Raw genomic sequence first — 24,996 nt, 5'->3', positions numbered from 1 at the left:
ACATTAGATGATGACCCATAAAACCACACCCTGCTCTCACCTGACTGGCTTTCGCTGGTGGGGATGTAACGTTTCAGGACTACCTGGACAATACTGCTATCCTTGTGTGTGTAGCTTACGTTTGCTCGAAGGGCGATGTAGTCAATGATGCCAACGATATTTTTTTCGTTGTCCTCGACAGCATGAGTTCCACCCAGTCGAAAATATTGGGTGCAGGTCTTTATCATTTTTCTGGCGGTAGCGAGTAATAGCCATGATTGAAAGACTCTTTCCGGGAGCCTCTTATTTCTGGTGATATGCTTCCAGCCAGTTCTGGTGATCAGGACTGATCTTATTTCGTCTATCGGGGATTTTTCCTTTCCATTGCATTCTGACTTCCACTGTTTGTAATACTCCCACGCCTGCTGCTTGAAGGCGCCATGCTCGTATCCAATTTTAGGGATCAAGTCTTCCTGTCTATTGAGATGGATGGGATCAAGTCCTTGGTATCTTGAGTGATCGCCCAGAAGTCGGAGAAACACTCCCTTTTGCCCCGTATTGAAAACCTGTGATTTGGGGGCGTGCACGACAGCCTTATTTGTCGTTGAGTAAGAGTTTTCATCCTTGAGGTCGATCCACCAGGCCTTTTGGGAATTCGGGGATTTTCTGTAGATCAGGATGACCTTTCCCGGCATCCGGTTCCAGCGTGGATGGTGAGTTTTTATATGTTCTTTTCCGAGTTTTATGCCTATTTTGTCAGGGTCCTTCTTCTTATCCAAGTAGCTTTTTCCACATTTGACCTGAACGTAAATGACGGAACCAGTAGTGGTGGGTTTTTTATGCCCGCGCCGCATTATTATTATTCCGTCTATGCCGTCATCGTTTTTGTGGTCAAACTCCTGCCAGTCACATCTCCAGTTAGTGACTACTTCCCTTACTTTTTCAATTCCCTTTTCTTCCTTATATTTTGTAGAAGCCATCGCTTGGCTTTATCTCCCTGCTGTTGATCTGGTTCTTGGTGGTCTGACAGGCCATTCCTCGAGGGTAGCGGTGTTCTTGACCAATGTTTCGATAGCATCAATTTCGTGTAGCAGGTGCTTCAGGCCACACTCCCATATCACCAACACCCTCCAGCTGGCTTCGATCAGTTCGGCCTGCTGACGCCTGTCACGTTCAACGTTGCCGTCGAGCTTCCTTCGCCAGAAGTCCTTGCGGGTGGCCGGAGAGGTGGCATAGAAACAGCCCTCATGCCGGTGCCAGAAGCAGCCGTGTACAAAGATGACAAGCCGGTATTTCGGCAGGACGAGATCCGGATTGCCGGGCAGGTCCCTTCGGTGAAGGCGATAACGAAAGCCTCGGGCATGCAGATAGCGGCGCACTGCAAGCTCGGGGCTCGTGTTCTTGCCCCTGATCGCGGACATCATCCGCGATCGGGTTTTTGCATCAACGATGTCCATCCGGTTTGTAAATCACCTTAGGCTGTTGGAAAACCACGTAAGGCCAGAAGGGTCTGTTTCATCTCGATCTGTTCCTCGGGCGATGAAAGGTGCGCGCGCCGGTGGCAACCGGGGCACAACGCGGCACAGTTTTCCAGACTATCCGGCCCGCCCACTGCCAGTGGCACAATATGATGCGTTTCGACGTAGGAGTAGCCGGCCGCATCCCGGAAAGGACGCCATGTGCAACCGGGATACTCGCATCTATATCCAGCTCTTTCCTTGGCGGCTACCATCACTTCCGTATCGCGCTTCCAGCGGGAGTACCCAGCCACACGTATCGGTTGGAAAGCCGGTGGCAGGTTGGGAAGGGGAGTAGGGGGGAAGTCGTCCGTGTGTTCGCATCGATGAAATGTTATGCCGTATCCATCCCACACGACAAAAAAGTATATCCCGATGGTAAGTCGGTTGGTCAGTCTGCCGATTCTCGGTTCTGCTCGACGGATGGAGTTTCTCTCCGATCCATAGTAGGTGAACGTTACAGGTTCGCCGTTTTCTCCCCAATAGCCTGCCCGTACCGTGTAACAGCCGGTGCCACCACCTTCGGGTTCCAGTCCTGCCATACGCAGTACAGCCTGCTGATCAACCGTTACGCACACAGCATTCTTGTTCATGTCATTGCGGGTGATCTTTTTGAAGGCAAAGTGGATATTCCCGATACTCTGGTACATGGTGCCTCCCGTGATCAGCGTTGCCTGTCCTTGAGTAGGTGCAGGAAGTCTTCCAGGTCCATCAGGCTGCCTGCCTGAGCAGGAGTGAAGGTCTCGTGGAGTGTACGCGGGAGTACCAACGTCAGTCTGGCTGCCGCCATTTCGGCCGTCTGGTGCTCGGAAATGCCAGGTTGAAGTGTCAGGAGATGTTTTTCGGGTATTCGTTGGGCCTCATTGAGCACCTGGCGCCAACGGTCCTTGCAGGTGGTCTTGACGCCAAGCATGGTCAGGCGATTCGCAGGCCACTTCGGATCGGCATAGTGCTGTCCACCAGGGAAGAGAAAGTCGGGCTTCGAGCGTCCCTCGGTATGGGCCCCTCGTTGGTGCTCGATGCCGTTCTCCTTGAAGATCAGTTCAAGATGATTCTCGAGCGCATGTCCGGCGCGGGACTTCCGGCGGTTGTGCACACCAAGTGAAAAGCTCATGAATTCGTCGATATCATCAGCCCATGCCTCTGCATGTTCCCGTAGCTGGTCACTGACAATGTAACGCTCCAGTTGGCGGAACAGGACTTCCTCGCGATCGATGAGCTGGACCAGAGCCTCATCAGGAGCTTCTATAGGGGAGACATCCTGGCCGAGGGTTTCCAGTGCCAAGCCGGACAGATCCCGGGTGCTGGGAAAACTTGCCCCGAACCGTTCCAGCATCAGGTCCAGCCAGTCGTCCGAGGTCTCCTCTTCGAGCTCGATGCCCGCATTCTCGGCAACGTAATTGAACAATGCTCGGGACTGAGGGCCAACCCCCTCCGTATCAACCGTGGTAAACCGGTTTTCCGGGAGACGGGGCATGCCGAACATCCACAGGACTTCCCGCAGTGCCGGGCTATCCTCGCTGATCACGAGCAGCAACATCGTACCATCATGGTGTACGGCACTTATCAGGGAATCCCCCTCGGCCGCTTTCTGCATGACCTCGTTGTCCCGGAAGTAGAGGCGATATTCCGAACGTGTCGGGTGTTGCTCCCGGGCATCATACCAGGTGACATGATCCTGCAGTGAAAGCCGGTCCTCATCCGTAACGCCCAGATAGACAAAGGCAGCAGGGATCATCCGGCGTTCATGCCCCAGATAGTCCTGCATGGCCTTGGTACCGTTGAATTCGTGCTGATTGGAGGTCTCGCGCTGGGTTTCCACCGCGCTGAGCCGTTTTACCGAGATGCCGGCAAAGTACTGGTTGAGTGAGGACATGGTGGCTACCCCTGCAAAAGCGCCGGAGCGGCAGAAGCCGCTCCGGTCGAAACATCATTTACCGAGATAGTGCAGGGAGCCGGGACTAGATGGCAAGGTCCAGTTCAGGCTGCTGGTGTGCTGCTTGCTCCATTTCCCTGAGCTTGCGCCGGGCCTCCACGATACGAGGCTTCATCAGTTCGGCCACGGCCTTGAAGACGGGCACCACGACAGAGTTGCCGAACTGTCGATAGGCCTGTGTATCCGAGACCGGGATCACGAAACTCGACTCCCCCGGCCCATCGAAGCCCATCAGACGAGCACACTCCTGTGGTGTCAGGCGACGAGGGCGGTTGCGCTGGTTTTCCGGGGAGTCGAAAGGTTTCCCCTCGTCGAACCCGCGGTCGACCAGAATCTCAGATCCGTCCTTGTGGTAGCGGGCCGATAGTGTGCGCGCCACGCCATGCGGGCCGGTAAGTCCGAATCCGAAGCCGTTTCCCTTCTCGCGATGCTTCTGGGCGTAGCGGTACAGGTAGTCCCAGAGCTTGGGAGTCAGGATGTACTTGTCATCGACCTCGTCGTCCAGGAGGTCTCCGAAAGAGGGGCGCTGCTTCGGGATGACCTTCTCGATATCTTTCAGAGTAAAGCCCTGATGGACGTTCAGGTCGCGGCGGAAGCCGACCAGCACGATGCGCTCGCGGTGCTGGGGTATGAAGTGCCGGGCGTCGATCACCTTGGGATCCTGTCCTTTGGGGGCGTTAACGTCTGCCACGTCATAGCCCAGCTCGTCCAGTGCCTCGCAGATCACGCGGAAAGTCTTGCCCTTGTCGTGGCTCTTGAGGTTCTTGACGTTCTCCAGTACGAAGGCGGCCGGCCGCTTGGCGGCGATGATCCGGGCAACATCGAAGAACAAGGTACCCTGGGCGTCGCACTCGAATCCGTGCTTGCGACCCAAGGAGTTCTTCTTGGATACGCCTGCCAGCGAGAACGGCTGGCAGGGGAAGCCGGCCAGCAGCACATCATGATCCGGTATTTCCCTGTCGATGTGGGCGTAGGCGGTTTCCTCGCCCACGTCTGTACGGGTCGACAGGGTGATATCACGGATATCGCGGTTGAACCGATGGATGGCCGGGTCGCAGTAGTGGTTCGCCTTGTAGGTACGAACGGCGTACTTGTCCCATTCGGAAGTGAACACGCACTCGCCGCCGATCGACTCGAACCCCTGACGGATTCCACCGATACCGGCGAAGAGGTCGATGAAGGAGAAGTCGGCTTTCCCCTGATGTGCGGGCGGGGATGGCAGCATCGAGATCAACCGCTGGTGTGCTGCATGCGTGACCCTGGGGGTGGCCTTGCCCTTGGCCCAACGGTTGACCGTCTCTCGACACCAGTTTCCCGGATCGGCCTCTGACAGAGCTACCGCGATGGTTCCCTGATCATAGATCTCGAGGACCCTGTCCAGAATCCCCCGCTCGCTCAGTTGCTCATAAGGAGAGACCGGCAGAGGTGCCGGCGCGGGCTCCGCCGCGATATCCAGTTCCGGTAAGAGTGTCATGCCTGCCTTCCTCTGGGTCAAATCTGTGACGAGATGCCTCAATTGTATCCCTGGGATCGATCTCGCGCCAGGGCTAGGAGAGTCTTTTTTCTCGGAGATCTTCATCCCGTACCAGAGGCAGGTCCCGTCGCTGCATGCCGGCAAGGATCTTGGCTCCGAGCCTGTCCGCGCCGTCAGCCAAGGTGCCAAGATTGACAAACCCACTGACCGGTACGGGCTTGAAGTTCTGCTTCTGGTTGCCTGAATAGGATTCTGTCTTTCCGCTGGCCTGCTGGGCGGCATGATCGAGACCTTCGAGGGTATCCGCATCCAGGTAGCGTCCGATCAACATGACCCTGTCCATGTTGGCCACATCCTGTGTCAGATAGCCGGTGCCGGTTCTGTCCTCCCAGCGGGGCTTCACGAGAATCAGGTGAAAGGTGTCGACACCACCTTCGGACAGCCTCTTCATGGTGGTCACCTGACCGGTGTTGATGCCGAACCTCAGGGGCCATTGGCCTTTCACGGGATAGGGAAACTTGTGCTTGATCTCCAGCTGAATGAATCGTCCATCCGGCAGTTCGATGATGTTGTCCGTGTCCCACACCCAATCGAGGTAAGCCGAAATAGCACAGTTCTTGAAGAGCCGGTGAAGCACGACCTCACCGAACATGTCGAAATCCGCCCGGCTACCCTTCAGTCGATAGATGGATTCCATCAACCTTTCCGTGTCACGAACGCTCTGCTCGGGTATTCCGAAGGAAGGTTGCACGTTACGGCGCTGGCCCAGCAGTTCCTGCAGGGGGTGGCCCTGGAGCTGTGCATATCGCTCGATCAGAAAATCGTGCTGTTCCGGATGATAGCGGCAGGTCACGACCCTGTTGCGATAGCTCTGTTCCAGAAGTGAGTGCAGCCTGTCTGCGCTGTTATCGTCGCTTGCCTGGTTCCATATGAACCAGGCATCTTGGCGACCTCTGCTCGCGGCCCTGACCAGCGACAATGGCAACGACCTTGCGCCTTGATCGGAGAGGCGCCCCAGAATACCGCGAAAGACCTCCTCGACGACCAGTCCTTCCAATAGCCGGTGCTTGTCTCTCATCAGGATCTCGCGTTGCGTGGCCGGGTCGGCGATATCGAGGGTATCGAGTGATCCCAGGGGGGTCTGCAGGGCCATGATGAAATCCTTTTCGTTTTCCCTTCACAACTTATCATGATGCCCTTGCTTGCTACCGGTTTCAGCCGTTCCCCCTGAATTCCATCTCCACCGAGCTGGTGAACGCCCTGTCGCTGAGATCGTGGCTGATCTCGGTGATCAGCCAGTCGATGGCGTCGATCTCGGGCTTGAATCCGCTGAGGGTGACGGGAGTTTCGGGGTAGAGGTCGGGTCGGCCCTCGGCGAGATCGAGGGAGGCCTTATCAGCGCCGCGTTGCAGGCGCTGCCATTCACTCTTGGCGGCGGCGAGGGCGTCCGCTTCGGTGGCATAAGTCGGTCGCAGGCGCTTGGCGTTGTCGTCAGTACCCACGACGACTTCGCGGCGCTCGGCAGCGTCGGGATCGTGCCAGTGAGCGATGACGCCGCTATAGGCGTCGCGATCGGTGACGACGTAGCGGTGCCGATCGCCGACCTGCCGGGTAAGCGTGATCGGGGGGATGGCCACCCCGCTGGCGGTCGTCCCGGAGCCCTCGGGGATGAACAGCAGGTTGCCGGCTTTGACGGTGGCGATGGCATCAAAGCGTTCGGCCAGGCGAGTGAGGAAGTGCAGATCCGACTCGTCGGTCTGGTCGATGTGTTCGAGCAAGATGCCGCCCAGGTTGTCGCCGATCTTGAGCATGAGATCGTGTCGGTCGGCAATGGTGGTGATAATGTCGCGCAGGGCCAACTCGTCCCAGCTCTGGGTGCGCTTGCCGGGTAGCCCCTGGCGCATGTCCGCCGAGCGGGCACGGATGGTGAGCTGATCGGGGGCGCCGCTGTGCTCGATCTCGTCGACGATGTAAGAACCACGGTCCACCAGCTGATGCCCTTGCCAGCCCATGGCCAGATGAAGCTTGGCGCCGCGTGGCGGCAGTGCCAGACGGCCGTCGCTGTCCTCGAGTGTGATATCGAGCTGATCGGCGTCCATGCCTCGTTTGTCTGTCAGTCGCAGACGCTGCAGGCGTGCGTCGATCTGTGGACTGATCTGCTGTCCGGCCAGGGTGATGCGGTAATCCGGCGCTCGGGCAGGACGTCCTGGATGGCGTAAGAGATTCAATTCCCACCTCCAACCAGACCCCCGAGCATGGCGCGCATGCTCGCATCACTGGGCAGTCGATCCGGCTCGTCATCGTCGACGTGCTGCAGGCTGAGGTCGAACTCGATCTGCTGGGCGATGCCATCGCGCATGAACACCGACTTTCGCTCGCTGAGGGACTCGATGACGTAGAGCCCATAGTAGGCGCCCGTACCCTCGATCAGCGGCCAGGCAGCGCCCTGTCCAGCCATCTTGCGCAGTTGATCGAGGCTCTGCTGGCCTCCGGTGAGTTGCGGCAGTAGGGTGCCCGTCAGGGTGACCCTGTCGTCCCCCGGGCCGAGAAACTGCCGGGCCGGTCGGCGTCCTACACGAGCCTGACCCTGGTGTCGCCAATCCGTCTGGCGTTGCAGTTCCTGGTAGGCGGCCGTGGTCAGACCGAAAACGAACAGGCCATAGGCCATCATCATGGTGCTGGTCCTCAGTCGATGTCGTGGAAGGACGAGCGCCGGCGTGCGGCGGCCTCGTGGCCGGCGTCGGCGATAGCCCGCCGGACTTCGGCGTTGACCATCCTGGCTAGGGCCTGCTCGTCCATGCCCGGGGCAGCGTGCACGTTGATGCCACCCTCGATGGTGATGTGGACGTCACCTCCGCCAGTAGCTTGGAGCGGTGGCCGGTTGTCGATGGGCATGTCGGCCTCAGCCGGCAAACTGGCGGCGGTGCCTATGGCCAGGCCGGCGCCGGCGCGCTTGAGGCGATTGCCGAACTCGCTCAACTGACGCAGCGGCCTTGCCTCACGGCGCTGTAAACCCAGCTGGTAGCCGTCCATGGTGTGACCGCCCAACTCGGCGAACACACGGGAGGGGCTGTTGATGCCGAGCTTGTCCTTGAACCAACCGACCACGCCTTCGGCGACGTTGCTGATCTTGTCCTTGAGTAGCTGCCATTTCTCGTCGAGGCCATTGATCAGTCCCTCGATGAGGTTGCCACCGAACTCGGCGAAGACGCGTGACGGGCTGTTGATGCCGAGGACGTCCTTGAACCAGCTCATGGCGCCGGTGGCCAGGTTGACGATGGCGTCGCGCAGCCCACCGATGGCACTGGAGATCCCCGTTGTAATGCCGGCGACTATATTGACCCCGAACTCGGTGAAGTCGGCGATGGCATTGGGGATGAAGTTGATGATGCCAGCCAGCGCCTCGCCGAAGCGGCGCCCTGCGCTGGTGGCACCCTCCAGACTTTCGCTGGTGGATTCCACCGGGGCCAGCAACTTGGTAACCCAGTCCCAAGCGGTGCCGAGCACCGTGACAATGCCGTCCCAGATTGGCTTGAGCGGCGAGAGCGCCGCGCCCAGGGCAGTGAAGGCCGGTTCCAAGGTGGTGACGATCGGAGCCAACCCTTCACGCAGCCCTTGCCAGAATCCCGCGAAGAACGCCTTGATCGGCTCCCAATATTTGTAGATGGCCAGTGCGGCACCGGCGATGGCGGTGATCACCAGACCGATGGGATTGAGCAGGGCGGAGCGGCCCACGAACAGCAGACTCTGGCCGACCAGACGCAGGGCACCGGCTGCCCCACTCAGGGCCCCTGTGAAGCCCCCAGCCAGCAACTTCCATAGACCTTTGAGGCTGGCCCGTGTCAGGTTCATCCCTGTACCGAGCAGACCATTGACCGCGACATAATGGCGAGCAGCGCGCGTCGCATCTCCCAGCGTAGCGGTGAGCGACGCGAAGCCAGAACGGGACAGCGAACGGACCGACCTGGTCGTCTCTCCCAATCGCCCAAGCAACGCCGCCACCCCTTTGCCGAGGCGCTTGATAGCGCCGGTCGTGCGACGTGGATCTGCCTTCCGCCACGCCCTGCCGACACCCAGCCAGGCCCCGCGCAACCGCGATGCCTTGCCAGTCGTCGTCTCCGATGCAGCCCCGAGGGATGGCAGAAACCGACCTGCGAGCCGCTTGATTCCCTTACCAGCACCATGAGCCCTGATATTGAGCAGCGTCATCCCATATCGAACGGCGGCCACTGGACCAAGAACGGAGGCCAGAGACAGCGTCAGCGCACCGCCCACGGCAATCAGCGCGGCGATGCTAACAGTAGCGGTGGCCAGTTGGCCGGTCAGTTCCGGGTTGGCCTTCATCCAGTCGCCCACGGCGCGGGTGATGGCGGTGATGTTCTGGACGAGATCGCGCAACGGCCCTTCGTTGGTGTCGGTCAGCGTGATGCCGACCTCCTGCCAGGCACTGTTGAGGGCTTTCAGGTCGCCGCCGATGTTGTCTTCCATGGTGCGAGCCATGCGGGCGTTTTCGCCCGTGGCATTCTGAATCTCGGTCAGAAGGGCATCGAGTTTCCCCGTGCTCATCTGGCTGACCAGTTCGGCTAGGCCCGAGCCGGCCTCGGCGCCGAAGATCTTCTGCAGGGCGGCCTTGCGTTCGACGTTGCCCATTTCCCTGGTGGCGTCGTTGATGTCGCGCAGGATCTCGGGCATGGCGCGCATGTTGCCCTGGGCGTCGGCCACCTTGATGCCCAGGCTGTCGATGACGCCGGCGGCCTCGGCCGTGGGCTCGGTAAGCCGGTTCATCATGGCGCGTAGCGTCGTACCGGCCTGACTACCCTGGATGCCGACATTGCCGAGCAGGCCGGCCATGGTGGTGGCCTGCTCGAGGGTCAGGTTCAGATCGTCGGCACCACCCAGGTACTTGACGGTCTCGCCGAGCTTCTCGAGATCCACGTTGGCCCGGCTGGCGGTGGCCGACAGCACGTCGGCCACGCGGGTCATGGCGCCTTCCTGTTCGAGGTCGATCTTGAAGGTGCCGGCGATGTTGGAAGCAATATCGGCGGTGCGCCCGAGCTCGGTATTGTTGGCGATGGCCAGGTCGAGCACGTCGCGCATGGAGGACTGGATGGCCTTGGCACTCATGCCGGCGCGCAGCAGGAATTCCTGACCGGCGCCGACCTCGTTGGCACTGAAAGCGGTGGATCCCCCCAGGTCACGGGATTGTTGCTTGAGTGCCTTGAGCCGAGGGTCGTCATCCGCGAAACGGCCCACCGCCTGGACGGCGCTCATCTGCGTGCCCCAGTCGACCCCCGGAGCCAGCATGCGTGCCCCGCCATACAGGGCCGCGCCGCCGGTGGCGATGCCGGCGGCACCGGTGCCGGCCATGCTCGAGGCACGACCGGTCGCCCGTTGGTAGCGGTTGGCCGCGTCGGCGGCGCGACGCTGCTGCCGCGCCGCCTCGCTGAGGCGTTGTTTTTGCTCCTGAATCTGCTGGTTGGCCTGGCGGATGCGCTCGGCGAGTTGGCGTTGCTGATCGCTGTAGCTGCCGGTTACACCCTCGACGCGGGTCATGCTGCCGCGCAGTTCGTGGAGCTGGCGTTGCTCGTCGCGGTAGCGATCCTTGAGTTTCTTGGCCTGGCGGATGGCGGCGGCACGCTTGCGGGTGAGGTCGACGGTCGCGCCTTCGGCATTGTTCATCTGCCGGGTGAGGTCGTGGATCTCCTGCTGCTGTTCGCCCAGGGCGCGGGAGGTCTTGTCGGATTGTCGCTTGAGATCGCGGAAGCCGCGCATGTCTTTCTGCGCACGCTCCAGTGTCTTGAGCTGCTCGCGGCTTTCCCGCAGGGCCTTGGCGGTGCCCTCGCTACCTTCGGTGATTTTCTTGAGTGGCCGGGTGGCCCGGTTCACGGCATCCAATACCACCTGGAGCTTGAGATCACGCGCCATGGTCCGTCCTTATCAGCGGGATGTATTGGGCGGCTCGACGCGGCGGCGGGCGCGCTCACGCCAGTCCATCAGTTCCTCGAGGGGCATGGGGTCCATCTCGGTGGGCCCCCAGTGGAACACCATGGCCAGGTCGGCCATGGCGTCGTCGATGTGCTCGGGGAGCGCTACACGCTCTCCTCGCGGGCCGAGCGTGGCAGCAAAAAAACGGCCACCTTGCTGCCGCACTGGACGAGGTCGGCGGGATCCATGTTGCGCACCTCGGTCTCGGTCAGCGCGGGCTCGGTGATGCGTGGTAGCACGCTGGTGAGCGCGGCCACGTCCATCTGCAGCACGTCGGTAAGGGCAACGCCACGCAGGGCGCCCGATCGCGGCTTGCGGATCTGCAACTCGGTGACGGTCTGTTTGCCGCGCTGGATGGGCTCGTCGAGGGTGATGGTCTCGGTGATGGCTTTCGGCAGCTCGGGCGTTTGGGTTTGCTCGGTCATAGGGTGATGCTCCAGTGGATCGGGATGAGATGGCGGCTCGCCTTGGAGCCGCTGGCGTGATGTGCGCTATACGCCCAGGGCCTGGCGGCGTTCGGCCATGCGGTCGACGCCACGCACGCGGAACACGTAACCGGGCTTGTCGACCTCGATGATTTCCTCGCCGCCAATGACCAGCTTGTAATAGCTGAGCGTGGTGGAGATTTCGCCGGTGGTGTTCTCGCCTTTCTGGGCTTCGCCCATGCCGATGGACTTGTGACGACCGCGCACGACGATCTCGACCGGCAGCACCTCGCCGGTCTCGTCGCTCTCGTAGCTGCCGGTGAAACGCAGCAGGGCGGCGTCGTGGATCGGGGAGCCAAAGGTGTCGAAGAGGCCGTCGACGAGTAGCCCGCCCGGTGTCCAGGTCATTTCCATGAGCTGGTGGCCCATGTCGACTTCGACCGGACCATCCATGCCACCGCCTTCGTATTCGGTCATGCGGCGGGCCATGTCCGGCAGGCTGATGGTGTTGATCTGGCCTTGCCAGTTGTTGCCATCACCGAACAGGTTGAAGTCCTTGAGGATCTTGGGAAGTGCCATGTGGTTCTCCTATCAGCCAGCGGCGACGCGCTCGGCAAACTCAACCAGGTAACGGTCGGTGATGCGCTGCTGGAACATGAGGTTTTCGAGCGGTGGAACGGGGGTGTAGTCGTAGTCGATGTAGAGCTTGCCGGCCTTGAGCACCTCCGGGGTGTTGATCTCGGGGTCGAACCAGGCGATGCCGTCGATCAGGTAGCCGAGGCGCTTCCACTCACGGAACTTCGCGTTGATGCCCTCGACAAGGTCGCGCACTAGGCTGGGATGCATGGGCTTGTCGACGGCCCAGAGATGCGCCTCGGCAATGGTGTCGGCGATGATCTGGGCGGTGCGGGTGTAGTTCTCGAAGGCGAACAGCGGATCGGTCGAACAGGTGCGCGAGCCCCAGAAGCGATACCCGTCGCGGTTGATCAGCGTGGTGACTTCATGGCTGTTGAGGTAGCCGGCGTCGGTGTTCGGATCTTGCAGATCCCAGAACACGTCGGCGCTGATACCGGTCACCCCGTTGACCGGCACGTTGGAGAGCGTCTTGTGCCAGCCGACATCGTTGTCGAGCTTGGCCCGCAGCCCCATGGCCCGGGCGACGGCGGACAGCTGGCGTGTGCTGTTGGTGGTGGTATCCCAGCCGGTGAACGCCGGCCAGATGACCATGACCTCGCGAGCCCCGAAACTCTCGCGATACATGGCAGCTTCTTCCTTGGTCGCGCTGTCGCCGGCGGAGGCATACACGAATGCGCGGAGCTTCTGCGCGATGGCGAGGAATTCGCTGGTGACGTCGGCATCGTCGAGCTCGGGGGCGCCGAGAATGCGCGGTTTGACGCCGAGGCGTTGCTCGGCTGAGAGCAGCGCCTGCATGCCGGTTTTCCGGCCGTTTTCATCGACGCCGCCGATGACGTTGCTCTTGGTTGCGTCTTTGTCCACCCCTTCGGCAACGCGCACCACCACGATCATGGTCTTGGCCTGATCGGCGATGGCATCCAGCGAGCGAGCTAGGGTGCCCTCACTGCCAGCCTTGCTCTGGGCGCCAAGGGGATCGGTGACCAGAACCGGCGTGTTCAGAGGGAAGGGGGCATCAGCCCCGCCGGTGAAACGCTGATAACCGGTCGCTGCGACCACGCCGGTACCATTCCCGGTACTGACGGCCACCACCAGAGCGGCAGCATCGGGCTCACCATTGATGGCCGTGACAACCTCGTCAGCGGTGGTGGTGATGATACCGTCGATGTCCGTGGCCAGACTGACGCTGATGTCGGTACCGTCCACGGTGACCCGCATCCCCGCCTCGGTACTGCCGGGGTCAACATAGCGAATGCGAAGCTGGTTGCCGTCCGAGCCGACAGATGCCGCCGTGAACTGGACACCACTGCCCGCCGCCGCGAAGTCGACTGTGGTCGTCGCGGCGCTACCCGGCTGGGCATTGGGGGCGGTGGCCACCAGGCCGATGACTGCCGTGGCGACGGTGCGGATCGGCCGGGTGCCGTCGTTGATCTCTACGACACGAATGCCGTGATGATAGTCCTGGGCCATGAAGGGCTCCTGCGCAGGTTCGTGGGATGGACCAGATTTTCCAATGTGGCCATCGTTGCGCGGGAGGCGATACAGCTCTAGCGATGGGTGTTGTAGATGCGCGGACTACAACGCGCGGTGCTATCGACGGCAAACCATGGTTCGGTAGGTGGCGGGGCAAGAGAGCGTGCTGGCAGAGTCACCATATGGTGGCTACAAGTGGTAAAGGCATGTCCGTGCTGGATGGGGCGGTCAGGCTATGCAACCAACATGGAGGCCGAACGATGGCGGGTTATTACGAACTCAAGCAGGCGACCGATGGCCAGTACCACTTCACGCTCAAGGCAGGTAACCACGAAGTCATTCTGACCAGTGAGCGCTACACGACACGATCCGCTGCGGAGAATGGCATCGAATCGTGCCGCACCAACAGTGGCAACGATGACCGCTATGATCGGAAAGAGGCGAAGAATGGCCAGCCCTACTTCAACCTGAAAGCCGGGAATGGCCAGGTGATCGGAACCAGCGAGATGTATTCGTCTGTAGATGCTAGGGAGAATGGCATCCAGTCCGTGAAAAAGAATGGTCAAGGGCCGATGAAGTTCAAGGAGTCCTGATAGACAGGGAAGCCCGCGCATCTCGCGGGCTTTTCATGGACCATGATCATTTGCACTTCAAGCCAGGAGACTGGCTACGTCCACGCGATGGCTTGCAGGGCTTCACGATCGCTGGCGGCGATCGCCGCATCGATCTGGTTCTTGAGATCCCAGGCTCGCTTGAGCATGGCCTTGTGCCATCTCTGGGCGGCATCGGTCATTTCAAGCATCTGCACGGGCGTCATCACATAGTGGCGATTCGAGGCAGCGCGAAACTCGAGTGTCGGCTCGGTTTCCCCTTTCGCCACCAGGTGCTGGGCCTCGAGCGCCAGACCCGTCAGGTTGGGTCGATCCCGGTCACGCATCTGCACCACATCCTCACTGCCATCCGGGAACGTGTAGGGCATCCCAGCCTGGATCGCGCGGTCCCGCTCGGTATCGATCGTGCGGCGACGATCACGCGCCACGTTTTCCAAGGGTTCGGGTTGCGCCGGGGCGGCTTGGGCTTTGGCGATGGCATGGAGCTCGGCGGTGTCCGGGTCGTCCTCGCGCAGCGTGGTCGGTATCCACCCCAACTCGGGGTGATTGATCTCGCAGTCGATGCCGCCGTCGTTGAGATATTGCGCGTTGCGATAGTCCATCATGCGATCCTCAGCCAGAGTGTTGCATCGTCGCCGTCCGAGTCACCGCCTTTGACCCGTCCCATACATTTCCACGTTCCCGAGAGGCCTTGACCGAACCCCCGGGCGCCGCCGTTATAGGAGCTGGAATATCTCAGTGCACTCGCTGGCCTGTTAACTCCAGGGTCGGTCTGTGATAGGCACTCAAGAAATGCATAGGTTCCCAGCCAGCCGACACCTCGCGTAGCGACACGGCGAGCAACCCAGTCGTCTTCACTACCTGTCGCTCTCAGTTGGTTTTTTCCAATCGAATTGGCCCGCATGTGGCGCATTTCGACAGTGTTGTCGGCTAGCTCTCGTCCACCTACAGCGTTTCTGGTATTACCTTGGTGCCAAACAGCGTTACCTCCCAGACTGATATCCAGAGCGTGATTCTCATTGCGCCGCCCCCGGATGTGCCAGATGCCATCGCGAACATATGTCTCCCATCCTGTTTCGGCACTGGCGGCATCGTCATAGTCCATCATGTAGAAGTAGCCGGACGCTTGCAGTCCGCCTTGCGCATAAATCGGGCCAGTCGCCGTGATCTTCTTCGTCTCGAAGTCGTTGTCGCCGGTTGAGGTGACCGACTGGCCGACCCACAGCCGCAGCGCATCCCCTGACGACCGGACAGCGAAAATCGAGCCGATGTCACCACCGGGCGAACCGTTGCCGGGATTGTTGGACGTTCGCAGCGTGATACCTGCGCCGTCCTGGTTGTCCTGGGCATGGTTCTCGACGTTGACCACACCTCGGCCGACATCGAATCGGGTTGGTGCATCGCTTCGCACGAAACTGCTGGCGTGCTTGCCATCCAGTTGGTCGGCACTTCCTGCGATGTTGATGTTGTAGGTGCCCGCAAGCCTTCCCTTGGGGAGCGTACCATTGATCAGATTCCCGGCATCACGGAAGAACTGGGCATGATAGCCGTCCAGCAGATCGGCATTCAGGCCGCTTGCCGAACCTTGGGGAATATTAAGTGAGGGCTTGTCCTCGCTATCATAGTTGACCGATAGGCCATTTCCTATCGTGACGTTTGCACTGGTCCATGCTAGGGCAGGGCGGTTGTGATTAGCATTGCTGGACTGTATGTAGATGCCGGCTGATTTGTCCCAGAAAATCTCCCCGTCTACGGTAATGTCTTGTTGCTCTTTATTTTCGAGCGGAATACTTGGATTTGCCACATCAGAGCGGAGGAACTGGCTGGCATGTTTGCCATCGACCATGTCGGCATTGAGCCTGGATCCCGGTCCCATGTTTCCTTGATGCCATACATCGTTTCCGTTGACATTGGGGGTTACCCGAAACTCCCAGGCGTTAGTGTTATATTTGTTTCTGGCTGTCCAGTAGTCGACTCCGCTTGAACGTCGAAATAATGTGACATAGTCACTGCCTGCACCTGTCGTTTCTGGCTGACCATCGCCATTATATTCAATGCCCCCACCGTGAGTCTCATTCTGGCCCACGTAAAGCTGCCCGGTTCCTTGCCCCCCTTCGCTGTGTAAGGCCAGCTGCGATTTTCCTCCACCATCGCTCAGTATTTTCAGGACGGTGCTGGCACCGGCTTTCATGCTCTGGTTGGCATCGGACCGAAGTAGCTGATCACCATGAAGGCCATCCACTGCGTCGGCATTCAGTCCACTACCAGGGCCTTGCTTCACGTCGATCGTCAGCGGGGTCGTGCCCGTTTCGTTGGGCGTGTTTCCCGACAGGACAATGTTGTCACCACCCCGGATATTCGATCTGTCCAGTACGGTATAGAATCCCGCGCCTGACGCATCTCCGATCTGTTGATCCCGGAAGATCAGCAGTCCCTGCGAAGCATCGTAGGCCAGCGTCCCATCGCTTCCTGCGAGTGTATTGGCTTCGCGGTTGTCAAAGGTGATGGTCCGAGCGGCGGCGCTATTGATATCCGGGTTGATCAGGTTGGCATTCTCGATGGGCGCAAAAAATGTCGCATGCAGCCCATCCACCGTATCGGCATCGAGGCCCTTGCCCGGGCCCATGGGGAGACGGGAAAGGGGGACCATCCCCGCGTTGAGGTTGTTGGCGTTACGGAAATACCCGATGTGCTGTCCGTCCAGCTTGTCAGCGTTGAGGCCGCTGCCCGGGCCCATGTTCCCCGCATGCCAGACCACATGGCCCTGCACGGCGATGGGGCCATTGACGGCCAGCATGGCGCCACCTGGAAGGTTGCCGATTCGATAGCCGTTGGCCTCCAACTGGGTATAGCCGATGAGGGTTTCACCGCTTCCCAGGATGGCAAAACGGGTGTGCGCGGAGTTGTTATGCGCACTCTCGTCGATACCAGTCGCATCAGGGGCGCCACGCAACTCGAAGGCCACGTCCAACTGGCCACCATCATTGTCGGCAGTCAGCAGCAGCCCTGCTGTGGCATCCATGTTCTGGCTGCTTTTCAGGATACGAAGCGCGTCCTTCTCTCCTGTCAGAGTGATGGTCTGTGTACCCTCCTTGGTGAGGAGCTCGCTGGCCTGGATACCGTCGACCATGTCGGCATTGAGCCCGGAGCCAGGGCCCATGTTCCTGGCATGCCAGACCTTGTTCCATCCCTTCCAGGTTCCGTTGTCCTGATACCTGAAGAAAAGCTCGTTGTTCTGGCTGATGCCTATTTGGGCGTGATGACCGCTGCCCCACGACACATGCAGCAGCGTGTCACCGGATTTCTGTCCGGGAAAGGCATCCTCGGTGCTTCTATAAAGCGCGTAAAAACCACTCTCGGTTATAGCGGAGACATCGGTGACATGCGCGCCGGAACCACCCAGTCCGTACTGCCTGAACGCCTGGTGAACCCGAGCCGGGGTTATCGCTCGCTTTGCATCGTCACCGCGTAGGGCTTCGGTCTCGTCGGCCAGTTCGACCACGCCCTTGACGGTTTCCGTCGCTGGAGGGTTGAGGAACACGACATCCCCGAACGTCACGCTGTTGGCGTCGAGATCCTTGAGCACGAGATCCGACACCAGCAGCAATGTGGCATCGCGGGTCTTCTCGATGATGGCCGCGTCCTGCGCTGCGACGGCGAGCAACGTGCCCTGGTCGCTGATCAGCCCGATTTCATGGACGGAGTAAGCGTCGGCCCCTTCATCTTTCACGGTGACACTGATGGTGTCATCGGCGACCACATCCCCGGCGATGGTGTCGACCCGCTTGATCTCGTCCTGGAGCGTCGTCTGGTCCGGGGTTGGCTGATAACCGGCACGGCCCAGCGCGACATGTGTGACGGTGACCTGGGCGGTCCCGGTGTTCGAGGCGTTGATGATCTCGGCACGGCCGGCATCGGTAACTGTCAGATTCAGAGCCATGTCATCCCTCTATTAAGTCGAGTCGACGATAGATGAGTGGTCGGACGGCGCCCTGGTGGCCGATGCCACCTTCGGCGGCGACGCCGGCGATAAAGGTGAAGTGAGCGCGCACCGGCTTGACGCGCCAGACCTCTTCGATGATGTCCCCCTGCAGCCGGCCGGCGGTGTTATCGCCGCGCACTGTCATGACCAGCTCGAAGGTATGCGGCTCGCCGGGTGGGTCCATCTGCCACCACTCACGGATGGAGACACCGGCGCCGAACGATTCGACGACGCGGCGGACCGAGCCTTTGGTACCGCGACGACGGTGGATCTCGACGGCCTGCCGGATACGCTCGCGCTTGATGGACTCGGGCCAGTAGGACTTCCACGCCGATAGCCCCATGGTCCAGGCCAGCCACGGCAGCAGTTCGGCCGGGCAGGTGTCGGGGTTCCACAGCGGGCGGATCGGTGCTGGCACGTCGGAGAGACGGGCGGTGACGTCGCCGAGCGCTCGCTCGTAGCGGTGGGCACTGGGTGGCAACAGGCTGCGATCACTCATCGATGCCCCCATCGGTCAAGGTGATGGCCGTGCAGTACCCGGCCTGGGTGGGGTCGATGGTGATGGTGCTGGTGGGGTTTTCGAGTTCGACGCGCTGGACACCAGGCCGATGCAGGGCGGCGTACACGCCGGACAGGGTGATGTCGACACCGAGGCGGTGTTGCTGCTCGACATAGCGCTGGGCCTGTCGCTGCGCTTCGACGAGCACCACCTGGCTATCCGGCCCGGGCTGGAAATACAGCGTGGCGGTGATGCTGTAATCGATGATCTCGGCGGACTGGACGATGACGTGATCGGTCAGCGGCCGCACATCCTCGGCATTGACGGCAGTTTCCACGGCCTGCAGCAGGGCAGAACCGGCGGCGCCGTTCCCCTCCCTAGCGAGTACGGTGACAACAACGTCCCCGGGAGTCGGGCTGGTGGCACTGGCATCGAGCACTCCGCCCTCGGCAGAGAGCGCATGATAGATATACGCGCCCTCGGGACCGGCCGTGCTGAGCCCGCGCAACGACAGCAGGATGCGCCGACGATAGGCCTCATCCGTCTCGTACTGCGGTGGTACCGGTGGCACGGCCTCGGGATCGCTAGGGGAGATCTGTAAACGCTCGACATTGAAGAGCGCTCCGAGATTGTCGAGATCGCCCGCCATGGCATAGGCCAGCATGACCGCCTTGGCGGCCTCATTGACGCGCTGCCGGACCAGCATCTCGCGATAGGCCGCGACCTCGAGGATCTTGTAGGCCGGATCGGACTCGGCGGGCACGTCGTAGCTCGGATAACGCGCGACCAGGTCGTCCAGCTGCTCGGCAACGATGACTTCGTAGTCGAGCTCCTCGATGACGCTGGGCACGGGGAGCTGTGAGAGGTCGATCGCGTCGTTCATGACAAGGGGGTCTCCAGAGTGACGTTATCGCCGTCGGTGGTGATGCCGACGATCTCGAGAACGACCTGGCCTGGCTCGGTGGTGCTGACGCGACGGCGGATGGCGGTGACGCGAATACGTGGCTCCCAGCGAATCAACGCCATAACACTGGCGGCATAGGCCTGCAGCAGGGTGGCGTCATGCAGGGGCCGGTCGATCAGCTCGGGGAGCAACGACCCGTAGTCGCGACGCATGACGCGCGAGCCCAGCGGGGTGGTCAGAATGTCGGCCACTGACTGGCGGATATGCGCCAGTCCCTCGAGGCGTTGCCCGTTGGTGCGGTCGACGCCCGGCATCAGCTCACGCCTCCCGAGATGTCGTCGCCTCTCTGGACATCGGTGTGGCTGTGGTGGCTGCTGATGTCCTTGCCGTTGCTGGTGACGGCGCCGGTGAATGCTACGTCGGCGGCGATGCTGGCCGATTGGCCACCGGGCTGGCTGAAGTTACCGTTCAAAGTGAGGTTGCCGTTGATGACGGTGTTGGCATTGACCGTTGCGCCGGCAGCGGCGGTGATGGTGACCGCCCCCTGGGCATCGAGGGCGGCACTGCCTGGCAAGGTGGCCTGTAGATGGCTGGCGGCGTGGTCGTACTCGATGACGGCGCCGTCGGGCATGACGATGTGCCAGACATCCCCGCTGGCAACCGGTGCGGGATGTGCCTGGCGGTACAGGCCGGTGATGGCCACCGCCGCCGCCGGATCGCCGCCCGGGGAGATCAGCAGGACCTGTTCGCCCTCGGTGGGCGGATTCCAGGTGCGGGTGGTACCGGCACGCTGCTCGACCCAAGGCAGCCAGGCAGTGAGCAGCTCGCCGGCGCGAACGCGCACGCGGGCTCGCCCATGGTCGACGGCGGCAATGGTGCCCAGGCGGGCAATGTTGTGGATCAGGCGCAGCAGCTCGGCGGCGCCATGCAGGGGATGTTCGTTCATGCCGCCGATGGTTGCGCGGGAAGTGGCCAAGCTCTAGCGATGGGCGTTGTAGATGGGCCGTTTACAACGTATCGAGGTGCTGGAGGACGGACTCCATGACCCGCTCGCGGTCCTCGGCGGTGTAGCCGATCAAGCGCCGCTCGGGATAGCGAATGCGCGGGCCGTCACGATCGACCATGGCCCGCCGGCCCTTCTGGTGAATATCCGCGATGCGGGCCACGTGACCGGTGAAACCAACCTCGGCGGCCTCGGCCGATCCCTTGGCCTTGAGGTATTTGGCGGTGCGGATCTTGCTGAACATGGCTCGCCGGCGAATCGCGCCCTGCTGGGTGCGGTGCTGGGGTTTGCGGGGCTCGTAGGGACTGCCGTTGGGGTTGCGTTGGGCCTTGATGCGCTCGCGCTGTGAGCGGCGCAGCTCCAGGGCGACCTTGCGGGCAAGCTGCCGGCGGGCCTTACGGTCGAGCTGGGCGATCAGCGGCTGGACCCAGTCCTCGAGGGCCTGGAGGTCATCCGCCATCGTTCCCCCACTCTTGTTTCAATTGATAGTCGTCGTGGGGCCCTTTGACGTAGAGCCGCCAGTGCGTGGCGGGGCATGCTTCGATGGGATATTCGGGCATGCGGTGCTCGCTGTTGATGCGACCGGCCTCGCAGTCGACAAGCGCCACCACGCGCTCGGTGAGGCGCACGGTCAGGGCAAGATCCCAACTGTTGTTGGAGAGGATCTCGGCCTCGAGGCGTACCGCCTCCTCGGGTACTAGGTCGGGCTGGTAGTGGGAGAGCCACTGCAGCAGCGGGATCATCAAGGTGTCGAGGCTACCGCTGTAGTCGGTGACGACCAGTTGGGCGTCGACCCGATATTCATGGCTGAGGTGCTGCCCCTGCGCGAAGACGACATTGCCGTCCTGGATGAACGTAAGCAGCTTGTCGGGATCGCGCTCGAGTTCCGGCACCGCCCGGATCAGGTGCTCGCGGAGGGACTCGAGCTTTTTCATTTGGTAGCGACCTCATCCATCAGCCGGCCTTTCTTGCCGCGTAGCGAACCGGCGATCTTCTCGCCGGAGCGGCCGGCGATATAGCCCCCCACCCCCATGGTCATCAACTGCCAGAGCTGCTGTGGCAATTCGAGCTGCAGCCCGACACCGAACATGGCGCCCAGGTACGGGGCGACCAGGTAGTTATTGGCGATGATGGCGACGATAACGGTCATCAGCAGCGGTCGCCAGTTGCGCTGCAGCCAGCTCTCGCCGGTGGCCTCGGCCAGGATAATTTTCATGCGCGCCTGGAGGGCGGCGTCCTGCTGGTCGATCAGCCGCCGACGCAGCTCGGCCTTGAGCTTGTTGGCCTGGTCCTTGTCGGTCACCGCCTGGTCGATGACTTCCATCACCGGGCCGGCGACGATACCGAGAATGTTGGCAATGATGCTCATGGGGTGTCCTCTCGCTTACCAGCGTGCCGGCCCGCCGCTGCGGGTATCGATGTGGGTGAAGGTGTTATAGCGGCCGATGCCGTATTGCCCGGGGTACCGGTTCACCAGGTAATGATGGACCTCGCTGGGATCGATGCCCTGGGCCTGGATATCGGCGGCGCGGCCGAGCTTGTGCTGGCTGTGCTCGGCACCGCCGACCCTGGCGTTATATGTAGGGCAGCGACAGCCGCTGGTGACGACCACCGGGGTGGCAAAGTGGTCGCGCAATTCCTCGAGCACAGCGAGGGTTTCGACATCGACGGTGTCGAAACCGCAGCCGCAGGAACAGGCGAACTCATGGCGTGCAAAGTGCTTGGATTTCATCGGTGGTTCTCCAGGTCGGTGACACGACTTTCGAGCTCGCCCATTGAGTCCTGTAGCTCGCTGATCTGGCGTTGTGCCGTGTCCTTGCGGTAGTACAGGTCGCCATAGTTACGGAGTTCGGCGCGTAGCTCGCTGATGATTTCGCCTTGGTACGTCAGGCGTTGCTGTAGCACGGCGGTGCTTTTGCCGAGGTCGACGAGTTCGAACCCTGCCCAGCCAAGCAACGCGACCAGAAGCAGCTGGATTCCGGTTTGCAAGCGGCCCTCGAAATTCGTGCTGTTTGATGGCTCCGCCATGGCTAGCTCCAGAGCTGGATGGTGTCGGCGACCGGTGGGTCGACGGCCTGCTCGTCGGGCAGCGTGACGAGGGTGCCGTGGGGCAACTCAGGGCCGAATTCGGCCAGCCTCGGGTTGAGTTCGAGCACCTGCTCGGTAACGCCGGCAGTACGGCCGAGCACTCGGTAACAGAGTCGATCTAGGGTCTCGCCCTGGTGGGCACGTACCTCGGGCATCAGATCAGCTCCACCGTGGTGTGATGGCGTTCCTCGATCTCGGCCACGGCCCAACGGGCATCCCGGCGTACGTCATCGGCGGCTAGGTCCTTGGCTTCGCCGCGCTCGTCGCCTTCACCGGTGGCGGAGACGTCGCGGTAGCGCTCGAGCAGGCTGGCGTGGGCCGTGGCATAGACGGCCCGACGGTAGAGCACCGCGTAATGGTCAGGCCCTGCCCAGTTCGGGCCGGTGACGTCATCCAGGGTGGTGGCGCCGTCGTTCTGTCGCGCCTGTTGCCACTCGGCGAGCTGGCGATTGATGTCGGCCATGGCGATCTGCAACGCCTGCACCAGCCGGGGCGCGGTGACCGTGCCGTCCAGCCGGGTGGCCTCGCGGAAGTCGGCCGGCTCGATGTCCGGCCAGAATCCGTTGTTGGCGAGACTGGGCGTGTCTTCCGGTGGTTGCCCGGTACCGGCGGCGATCAGGGACATGGCGATCTCTCGGTGTCAGGAAGGGGGTGGACCGGGGTGGAGGGTTAGGCCGGGACCGCCCTCACTCCGGTGCCCCCTTGGCGTCGGCGTGCGACTCGGTGTCGGCGTCAGGCGTTGGCCTGCTCGCCGGAGTTCTTCACTTCGCGCTCAAGGCGTTCGATGTCCTTCTTCACCCCGGCGCGGTCGTTGAGCTCAAGGGCGCGTTTCAGGTGCCCGAGGGCTTCGGCGGCGTGTCCGCCCCGGGCTCGCTCGGCATACCCCAGCGCCTTGTGCAGCTTGGCGCGGATCGGATCGTGCATATCGGCGTCGCGGGTCAGTGCTTCGGTGCGACTGAGGTGCATGGCCAGTTCGGCGGCGGTATTAGCTGCCTGGGCTCGGCCCTCGTCGGTGTCGTCATGCGGTGCTTCCAACTGCCGCATGGTTTCCTCGGCCAACTGCTCGGCGACGATGCTCGGCGTGTCACGCTCGAAGCGGTCGGGCGTGTCCAACCCGTGCCGCAGGGCGTACTCGGCGATGGCCAGTGCACCGCCCAGATCGCCGACATCGAGCCGCCATAGCATGACGGTGACGACGACGTCGTCCTGGGCGCCGTTTCCGGCTTCGAGCACGCCGGCGACGTAGGCGTCGAACTCGGGCAACAGCTCTCGCTTCTTGGCGATCTTGGCCTCGGTGGACTTGATGCCCTTGAGGGTGCGCCGGGCCTCATACAGCGCGGCAGCGTGCAGCTCGTACTGCTCGCCGTTCTGGGGCTGGTTGGGATCGACGGCCCCCGCCGCTAGGGCGGCGGAGACACGAGCGAAGTGCTGACGGGCGGGGCTATGCATGGCTTCCTCCTTTAGGCGCCTGACCAGTCGCCGAAGACGATGTTTTCGACCAGGCAACCAGCACCGAAGTCCTCGACCACGTAGGCGTCGTTGGAGGACTCGTAGTTCTCCACCCGCTTGCGCTTGGGTTCGTCCTTGAGGTAGCGACGGCGGCTCCCGCGCTGCCAGTAGATGGAGAGGTTCTCCGGCGGAGTGATCAGCAGGGTACCGTCCGGCATGTAGGGCACCCGCGCGGCTTGCTGCCCGCCCATGCGCTTCTGGCTGACGATCATGTCGAGGGCGCGCTGCTCGGTAGGTGGCTGGTCCTTGTTGATCAGCGGAAAGTATTTGTCTGCCAGGATCTTGCGACCACAGATCGCTCGCAGGTCAGTGGACTCGCGGTGCCAGGGGTCGATCATTTCGTTGACGACATCGTAGACCAGGGCGTCGAGATTCTCGTAGTCGCCACCGGGGCCGACGCGGACCTCACCGGAGGAAGCGACCACCTCGCTGAGTACGCGGGCAGGCGCCTGGTCGCGGTAGTGTTGCAGCCAGCCGATGTTGACGTCCTCAAGCAGCGGATTGGCGACGCGATCGGTTTCCACAGCGGCACTGGTACCGTTGAGCCCGATCATGATCCGGTCGAGTGCCTGCTGCTTGATGATCTGGTTCCGCACCCGGGCCTGGAAGTCGCGGAATTTGGCCCAGGCGTCCAGCTTGCTCCAGGGGAGGTAGGTGTCGAACTCGGTGGAACGGCACTCATAACCAATGGCATCCAGGGAAGTCAGGTCGCGCGGGGTACGGTCCTTGGATGTGGTGTCGGTGCGCCCGGCGATCGGGCCGGTCAGTCCCAGGCCGAGTTTCTCGCCCTTGAGCTCATCGACGCCGATGATGTTGACGCTGCTCAGGAACTCGCTCGATTCCTGGATGCGGTTTTCCAGAGTCTGCTGGACGCTCGGTTCCACCGAGAAGGATTCGCCGGCGCTGGGCACGCCCGATAGTTGGGCGACTCGCTGAGCGAAGCGGTTGAATTCTTGACGGGTATCGTTGCGCATTAGG

The 24,996-nt window shown here is 61.7% G+C and carries 29 protein-coding genes; 1 reads left to right on the top strand and 28 read right to left on the bottom strand.

Annotated elements, in window-relative coordinates:
• The 13 genes from A9O65_RS03115 to A9O65_RS03065 all read right to left on the bottom strand — a co-directional run.
• Positions 1–959, bottom strand: a 959-nt coding sequence (locus A9O65_RS03115) for a DUF4365 domain-containing protein (RefSeq protein WP_146077109.1), incomplete at its 3' end; no start/stop codon positions are given.
• Between the two features lie 9 nt (positions 960–968).
• The gene (locus tag A9O65_RS03110) at positions 969–1,436 is read right to left on the bottom strand and encodes a very short patch repair endonuclease (RefSeq protein ID WP_064701333.1); all 468 of its coding nucleotides are present in this window, start codon (positions 1,434–1,436) and stop codon (positions 969–971) included.
• A 17-nt stretch (positions 1,437–1,453) separates the two neighbouring features.
• Positions 1,454–2,146, bottom strand: coding sequence for an HNH endonuclease (locus A9O65_RS16875; RefSeq protein WP_074749301.1), 693 nt, complete (start codon positions 2,144–2,146; stop codon positions 1,454–1,456).
• Positions 2,147–2,160: 14 nt separating this feature from the next.
• Entirely contained in the window at positions 2,161–3,372 is a 1,212-nt protein-coding gene (locus A9O65_RS03105) for a type II restriction endonuclease (protein ID WP_064701332.1), read from the bottom strand.
• An 85-nt stretch (positions 3,373–3,457) separates the two neighbouring features.
• Complete coding sequence (gene dcm / locus A9O65_RS03100) at positions 3,458–4,906, bottom strand: DNA (cytosine-5-)-methyltransferase (protein ID WP_082920101.1); 1,449 nt, start codon at positions 4,904–4,906, stop codon at positions 3,458–3,460.
• 73 nt (positions 4,907–4,979) lie between these two features.
• On the bottom strand, positions 4,980–6,059 hold the full coding sequence (locus A9O65_RS03095; protein ID WP_064701331.1) for a hypothetical protein: 1,080 nt from the start codon (positions 6,057–6,059) through the stop codon (positions 4,980–4,982).
• Positions 6,060–6,120: 61 nt separating this feature from the next.
• Positions 6,121–7,134, bottom strand: a complete 1,014-nt coding sequence (locus A9O65_RS03090; RefSeq protein ID WP_064701330.1) for a phage late control D family protein — start codon at positions 7,132–7,134, stop codon at positions 6,121–6,123.
• Entirely contained in the window at positions 7,131–7,580 is a 450-nt protein-coding gene (locus A9O65_RS03085) for a phage tail protein (protein ID WP_064701329.1), read from the bottom strand. The genes A9O65_RS03090 and A9O65_RS03085 overlap by 4 nt, the downstream gene beginning before the upstream one ends.
• A gap of 11 nt (positions 7,581–7,591) precedes the next feature.
• Positions 7,592–10,831 (bottom strand): phage tail tape measure protein, encoded by a 3,240-nt coding sequence (locus A9O65_RS03080; protein ID WP_064701328.1) that lies wholly within the window; start codon positions 10,829–10,831, stop codon positions 7,592–7,594.
• Between the two features lie 12 nt (positions 10,832–10,843).
• Positions 10,844–10,969: a GpE family phage tail protein gene (locus A9O65_RS16870; protein ID WP_074749300.1), complete on the bottom strand. Its 126-nt coding sequence runs from the start codon at positions 10,967–10,969 to the stop codon at positions 10,844–10,846.
• 26 nt (positions 10,970–10,995) lie between these two features.
• Positions 10,996–11,316 carry a phage tail assembly protein gene (locus A9O65_RS03075; protein WP_064701327.1) on the bottom strand — a complete coding sequence of 107 codons (321 nt, stop codon included), beginning with the start codon at positions 11,314–11,316 and terminating at the stop codon, positions 10,996–10,998.
• 66 nt (positions 11,317–11,382) lie between these two features.
• Positions 11,383–11,895 (bottom strand): phage major tail tube protein, encoded by a 513-nt coding sequence (locus A9O65_RS03070; protein ID WP_064701326.1) that lies wholly within the window; start codon positions 11,893–11,895, stop codon positions 11,383–11,385.
• Between the two features lie 12 nt (positions 11,896–11,907).
• Complete coding sequence (locus A9O65_RS03065; RefSeq protein ID WP_064701325.1) at positions 11,908–13,419, bottom strand: phage tail sheath protein; 1,512 nt, start codon at positions 13,417–13,419, stop codon at positions 11,908–11,910.
• A gap of 263 nt (positions 13,420–13,682) precedes the next feature.
• On the opposite strand from A9O65_RS03065, the gene A9O65_RS03060 reads away from it, so the two are divergent.
• Positions 13,683–14,015, top strand: a complete 333-nt coding sequence (locus A9O65_RS03060; RefSeq protein ID WP_064701324.1) for a YegP family protein — start codon at positions 13,683–13,685, stop codon at positions 14,013–14,015.
• Positions 14,016–14,089: 74 nt separating this feature from the next.
• Here the strand turns inward: A9O65_RS03060 and A9O65_RS03055 are convergent, their stop codons facing one another.
• The 15 genes from A9O65_RS03055 to A9O65_RS02985 all read right to left on the bottom strand — a co-directional run bounded on the left by A9O65_RS03055 (position 14,090) and on the right by A9O65_RS02985 (position 24,992).
• Positions 14,090–14,638: a DUF4376 domain-containing protein gene (locus A9O65_RS03055; protein WP_082920100.1), complete on the bottom strand. Its 549-nt coding sequence runs from the start codon at positions 14,636–14,638 to the stop codon at positions 14,090–14,092.
• The gene (locus tag A9O65_RS03050) at positions 14,635–17,973 is read right to left on the bottom strand and encodes a phage tail-collar fiber domain-containing protein (RefSeq protein ID WP_064701322.1); all 3,339 of its coding nucleotides are present in this window, start codon (positions 17,971–17,973) and stop codon (positions 14,635–14,637) included. Before A9O65_RS03050 ends, A9O65_RS03055 begins: the two co-directional genes overlap by 4 nt.
• 1 nt (position 17,974) lies before the next feature.
• Positions 17,975–18,514 carry a phage tail protein I gene (locus A9O65_RS03045; protein WP_064701321.1) on the bottom strand — a complete coding sequence of 180 codons (540 nt, stop codon included), beginning with the start codon at positions 18,512–18,514 and terminating at the stop codon, positions 17,975–17,977.
• Positions 18,507–19,397 carry a baseplate assembly protein gene (locus A9O65_RS03040; protein WP_064701320.1) on the bottom strand — a complete coding sequence of 297 codons (891 nt, stop codon included), beginning with the start codon at positions 19,395–19,397 and terminating at the stop codon, positions 18,507–18,509. The genes A9O65_RS03045 and A9O65_RS03040 overlap by 8 nt, the downstream gene beginning before the upstream one ends.
• Positions 19,394–19,732, bottom strand: a complete 339-nt coding sequence (locus A9O65_RS03035; protein ID WP_064701319.1) for a GPW/gp25 family protein — start codon at positions 19,730–19,732, stop codon at positions 19,394–19,396. The genes A9O65_RS03040 and A9O65_RS03035 overlap by 4 nt, the downstream gene beginning before the upstream one ends.
• Positions 19,732–20,364 (bottom strand): phage baseplate assembly protein V, encoded by a 633-nt coding sequence (locus tag A9O65_RS03030; RefSeq protein ID WP_064701318.1) that lies wholly within the window; start codon positions 20,362–20,364, stop codon positions 19,732–19,734. Before A9O65_RS03030 ends, A9O65_RS03035 begins: the two co-directional genes overlap by 1 nt.
• Positions 20,365–20,425: 61 nt before the next feature.
• Positions 20,426–20,881 carry a phage virion morphogenesis protein gene (locus tag A9O65_RS03025; RefSeq protein ID WP_064701317.1) on the bottom strand — a complete coding sequence of 152 codons (456 nt, stop codon included), beginning with the start codon at positions 20,879–20,881 and terminating at the stop codon, positions 20,426–20,428.
• Positions 20,871–21,356 carry a phage tail protein gene (locus tag A9O65_RS03020; RefSeq protein WP_064701316.1) on the bottom strand — a complete coding sequence of 162 codons (486 nt, stop codon included), beginning with the start codon at positions 21,354–21,356 and terminating at the stop codon, positions 20,871–20,873. Before A9O65_RS03020 ends, A9O65_RS03025 begins: the two co-directional genes overlap by 11 nt.
• Positions 21,353–21,790 carry a 3TM-type holin gene (locus tag A9O65_RS03015; protein WP_064701315.1) on the bottom strand — a complete coding sequence of 146 codons (438 nt, stop codon included), beginning with the start codon at positions 21,788–21,790 and terminating at the stop codon, positions 21,353–21,355. The genes A9O65_RS03020 and A9O65_RS03015 overlap by 4 nt, the downstream gene beginning before the upstream one ends.
• Before the next feature lie 15 nt (positions 21,791–21,805).
• Positions 21,806–22,153, bottom strand: coding sequence for a D-Ala-D-Ala carboxypeptidase family metallohydrolase (locus A9O65_RS03010; protein WP_064701314.1), 348 nt, complete (start codon positions 22,151–22,153; stop codon positions 21,806–21,808).
• Positions 22,150–22,449 (bottom strand): hypothetical protein, encoded by a 300-nt coding sequence (locus A9O65_RS03005; protein WP_064701313.1) that lies wholly within the window; start codon positions 22,447–22,449, stop codon positions 22,150–22,152. The genes A9O65_RS03010 and A9O65_RS03005 overlap by 4 nt, the downstream gene beginning before the upstream one ends.
• Before the next feature lie 2 nt (positions 22,450–22,451).
• On the bottom strand, positions 22,452–22,664 hold the full coding sequence (locus A9O65_RS03000) for a tail protein X (RefSeq protein ID WP_064701312.1): 213 nt from the start codon (positions 22,662–22,664) through the stop codon (positions 22,452–22,454).
• Positions 22,664–23,134 (bottom strand): head completion/stabilization protein, encoded by a 471-nt coding sequence (locus A9O65_RS02995; protein WP_064701311.1) that lies wholly within the window; start codon positions 23,132–23,134, stop codon positions 22,664–22,666. The genes A9O65_RS03000 and A9O65_RS02995 overlap by 1 nt, the downstream gene beginning before the upstream one ends.
• Positions 23,135–23,241: 107 nt before the next feature.
• Positions 23,242–23,958, bottom strand: coding sequence for a phage terminase small subunit (gpM, locus tag A9O65_RS02990; RefSeq protein ID WP_064701310.1), 717 nt, complete (start codon positions 23,956–23,958; stop codon positions 23,242–23,244).
• An 11-nt stretch (positions 23,959–23,969) separates the two neighbouring features.
• Positions 23,970–24,992 carry a phage major capsid protein, P2 family gene (locus tag A9O65_RS02985; protein ID WP_064701309.1) on the bottom strand — a complete coding sequence of 341 codons (1,023 nt, stop codon included), beginning with the start codon at positions 24,990–24,992 and terminating at the stop codon, positions 23,970–23,972.
• Between the last annotated feature and the right edge of the window lie 4 nt (positions 24,993–24,996).

The sequence above is a fragment of the Halomonas caseinilytica genome, from assembly GCF_001662305.1.
In the GTDB taxonomy this organism is placed as follows: Bacteria; Pseudomonadota; Gammaproteobacteria; order Pseudomonadales; family Halomonadaceae; genus Halomonas; species Halomonas caseinilytica.
The sequence above is the reverse complement of the archived record's forward strand: the minus strand, read 5'-3'. Positions and strand labels throughout refer to the sequence as shown.

Coding starts and splice junctions, on each gene's coding strand:
- A9O65_RS03110 (WP_064701333.1), bottom strand. CDS start 1,436: ATGGACATCGTTGATGCAAAAACCCGATCGCGGATGATGTCCGCGATC.
- A9O65_RS16875 (WP_074749301.1), bottom strand. CDS start 2,146: ATGTACCAGAGTATCGGGAATATCCACTTTGCCTTCAAAAAGATCACC.
- A9O65_RS03105 (WP_064701332.1), bottom strand. CDS start 3,372: ATGTCCTCACTCAACCAGTACTTTGCCGGCATCTCGGTAAAACGGCTC.
- dcm (WP_082920101.1), bottom strand. CDS start 4,906: ATGACACTCTTACCGGAACTGGATATCGCGGCGGAGCCCGCGCCGGCA.
- A9O65_RS03095 (WP_064701331.1), bottom strand. CDS start 6,059: ATGGCCCTGCAGACCCCCCTGGGATCACTCGATACCCTCGATATCGCC.
- A9O65_RS03085 (WP_064701329.1), bottom strand. CDS start 7,580: ATGATGATGGCCTATGGCCTGTTCGTTTTCGGTCTGACCACGGCCGCC.
- A9O65_RS03080 (WP_064701328.1), bottom strand. CDS start 10,831: ATGGCGCGTGATCTCAAGCTCCAGGTGGTATTGGATGCCGTGAACCGG.
- A9O65_RS16870 (WP_074749300.1), bottom strand. CDS start 10,969: ATGGCCGACCTGGCCATGGTGTTCCACTGGGGGCCCACCGAGATGGAC.
- A9O65_RS03075 (WP_064701327.1), bottom strand. CDS start 11,316: ATGACCGAGCAAACCCAAACGCCCGAGCTGCCGAAAGCCATCACCGAG.
- A9O65_RS03070 (WP_064701326.1), bottom strand. CDS start 11,895: ATGGCACTTCCCAAGATCCTCAAGGACTTCAACCTGTTCGGTGATGGC.
- A9O65_RS03065 (WP_064701325.1), bottom strand. CDS start 13,419: ATGGCCCAGGACTATCATCACGGCATTCGTGTCGTAGAGATCAACGAC.
- A9O65_RS03060 (WP_064701324.1), top strand. CDS start 13,683: ATGGCGGGTTATTACGAACTCAAGCAGGCGACCGATGGCCAGTACCAC.
- A9O65_RS03055 (WP_082920100.1), bottom strand. CDS start 14,638: ATGATGGACTATCGCAACGCGCAATATCTCAACGACGGCGGCATCGAC.
- A9O65_RS03050 (WP_064701322.1), bottom strand. CDS start 17,973: ATGGCTCTGAATCTGACAGTTACCGATGCCGGCCGTGCCGAGATCATC.
- A9O65_RS03045 (WP_064701321.1), bottom strand. CDS start 18,514: ATGAGTGATCGCAGCCTGTTGCCACCCAGTGCCCACCGCTACGAGCGA.
- A9O65_RS03040 (WP_064701320.1), bottom strand. CDS start 19,397: ATGAACGACGCGATCGACCTCTCACAGCTCCCCGTGCCCAGCGTCATC.
- A9O65_RS03035 (WP_064701319.1), bottom strand. CDS start 19,732: ATGCCGGGCGTCGACCGCACCAACGGGCAACGCCTCGAGGGACTGGCG.
- A9O65_RS03030 (WP_064701318.1), bottom strand. CDS start 20,364: ATGAACGAACATCCCCTGCATGGCGCCGCCGAGCTGCTGCGCCTGATC.
- A9O65_RS03025 (WP_064701317.1), bottom strand. CDS start 20,881: ATGGCGGATGACCTCCAGGCCCTCGAGGACTGGGTCCAGCCGCTGATC.
- A9O65_RS03020 (WP_064701316.1), bottom strand. CDS start 21,356: ATGAAAAAGCTCGAGTCCCTCCGCGAGCACCTGATCCGGGCGGTGCCG.
- A9O65_RS03015 (WP_064701315.1), bottom strand. CDS start 21,790: ATGAGCATCATTGCCAACATTCTCGGTATCGTCGCCGGCCCGGTGATG.
- A9O65_RS03010 (WP_064701314.1), bottom strand. CDS start 22,153: ATGAAATCCAAGCACTTTGCACGCCATGAGTTCGCCTGTTCCTGCGGC.
- A9O65_RS03005 (WP_064701313.1), bottom strand. CDS start 22,449: ATGGCGGAGCCATCAAACAGCACGAATTTCGAGGGCCGCTTGCAAACC.
- A9O65_RS03000 (WP_064701312.1), bottom strand. CDS start 22,664: ATGCCCGAGGTACGTGCCCACCAGGGCGAGACCCTAGATCGACTCTGT.
- A9O65_RS02995 (WP_064701311.1), bottom strand. CDS start 23,134: ATGTCCCTGATCGCCGCCGGTACCGGGCAACCACCGGAAGACACGCCC.
- gpM (WP_064701310.1), bottom strand. CDS start 23,958: ATGCATAGCCCCGCCCGTCAGCACTTCGCTCGTGTCTCCGCCGCCCTA.
- A9O65_RS02985 (WP_064701309.1), bottom strand. CDS start 24,992: ATGCGCAACGATACCCGTCAAGAATTCAACCGCTTCGCTCAGCGAGTC.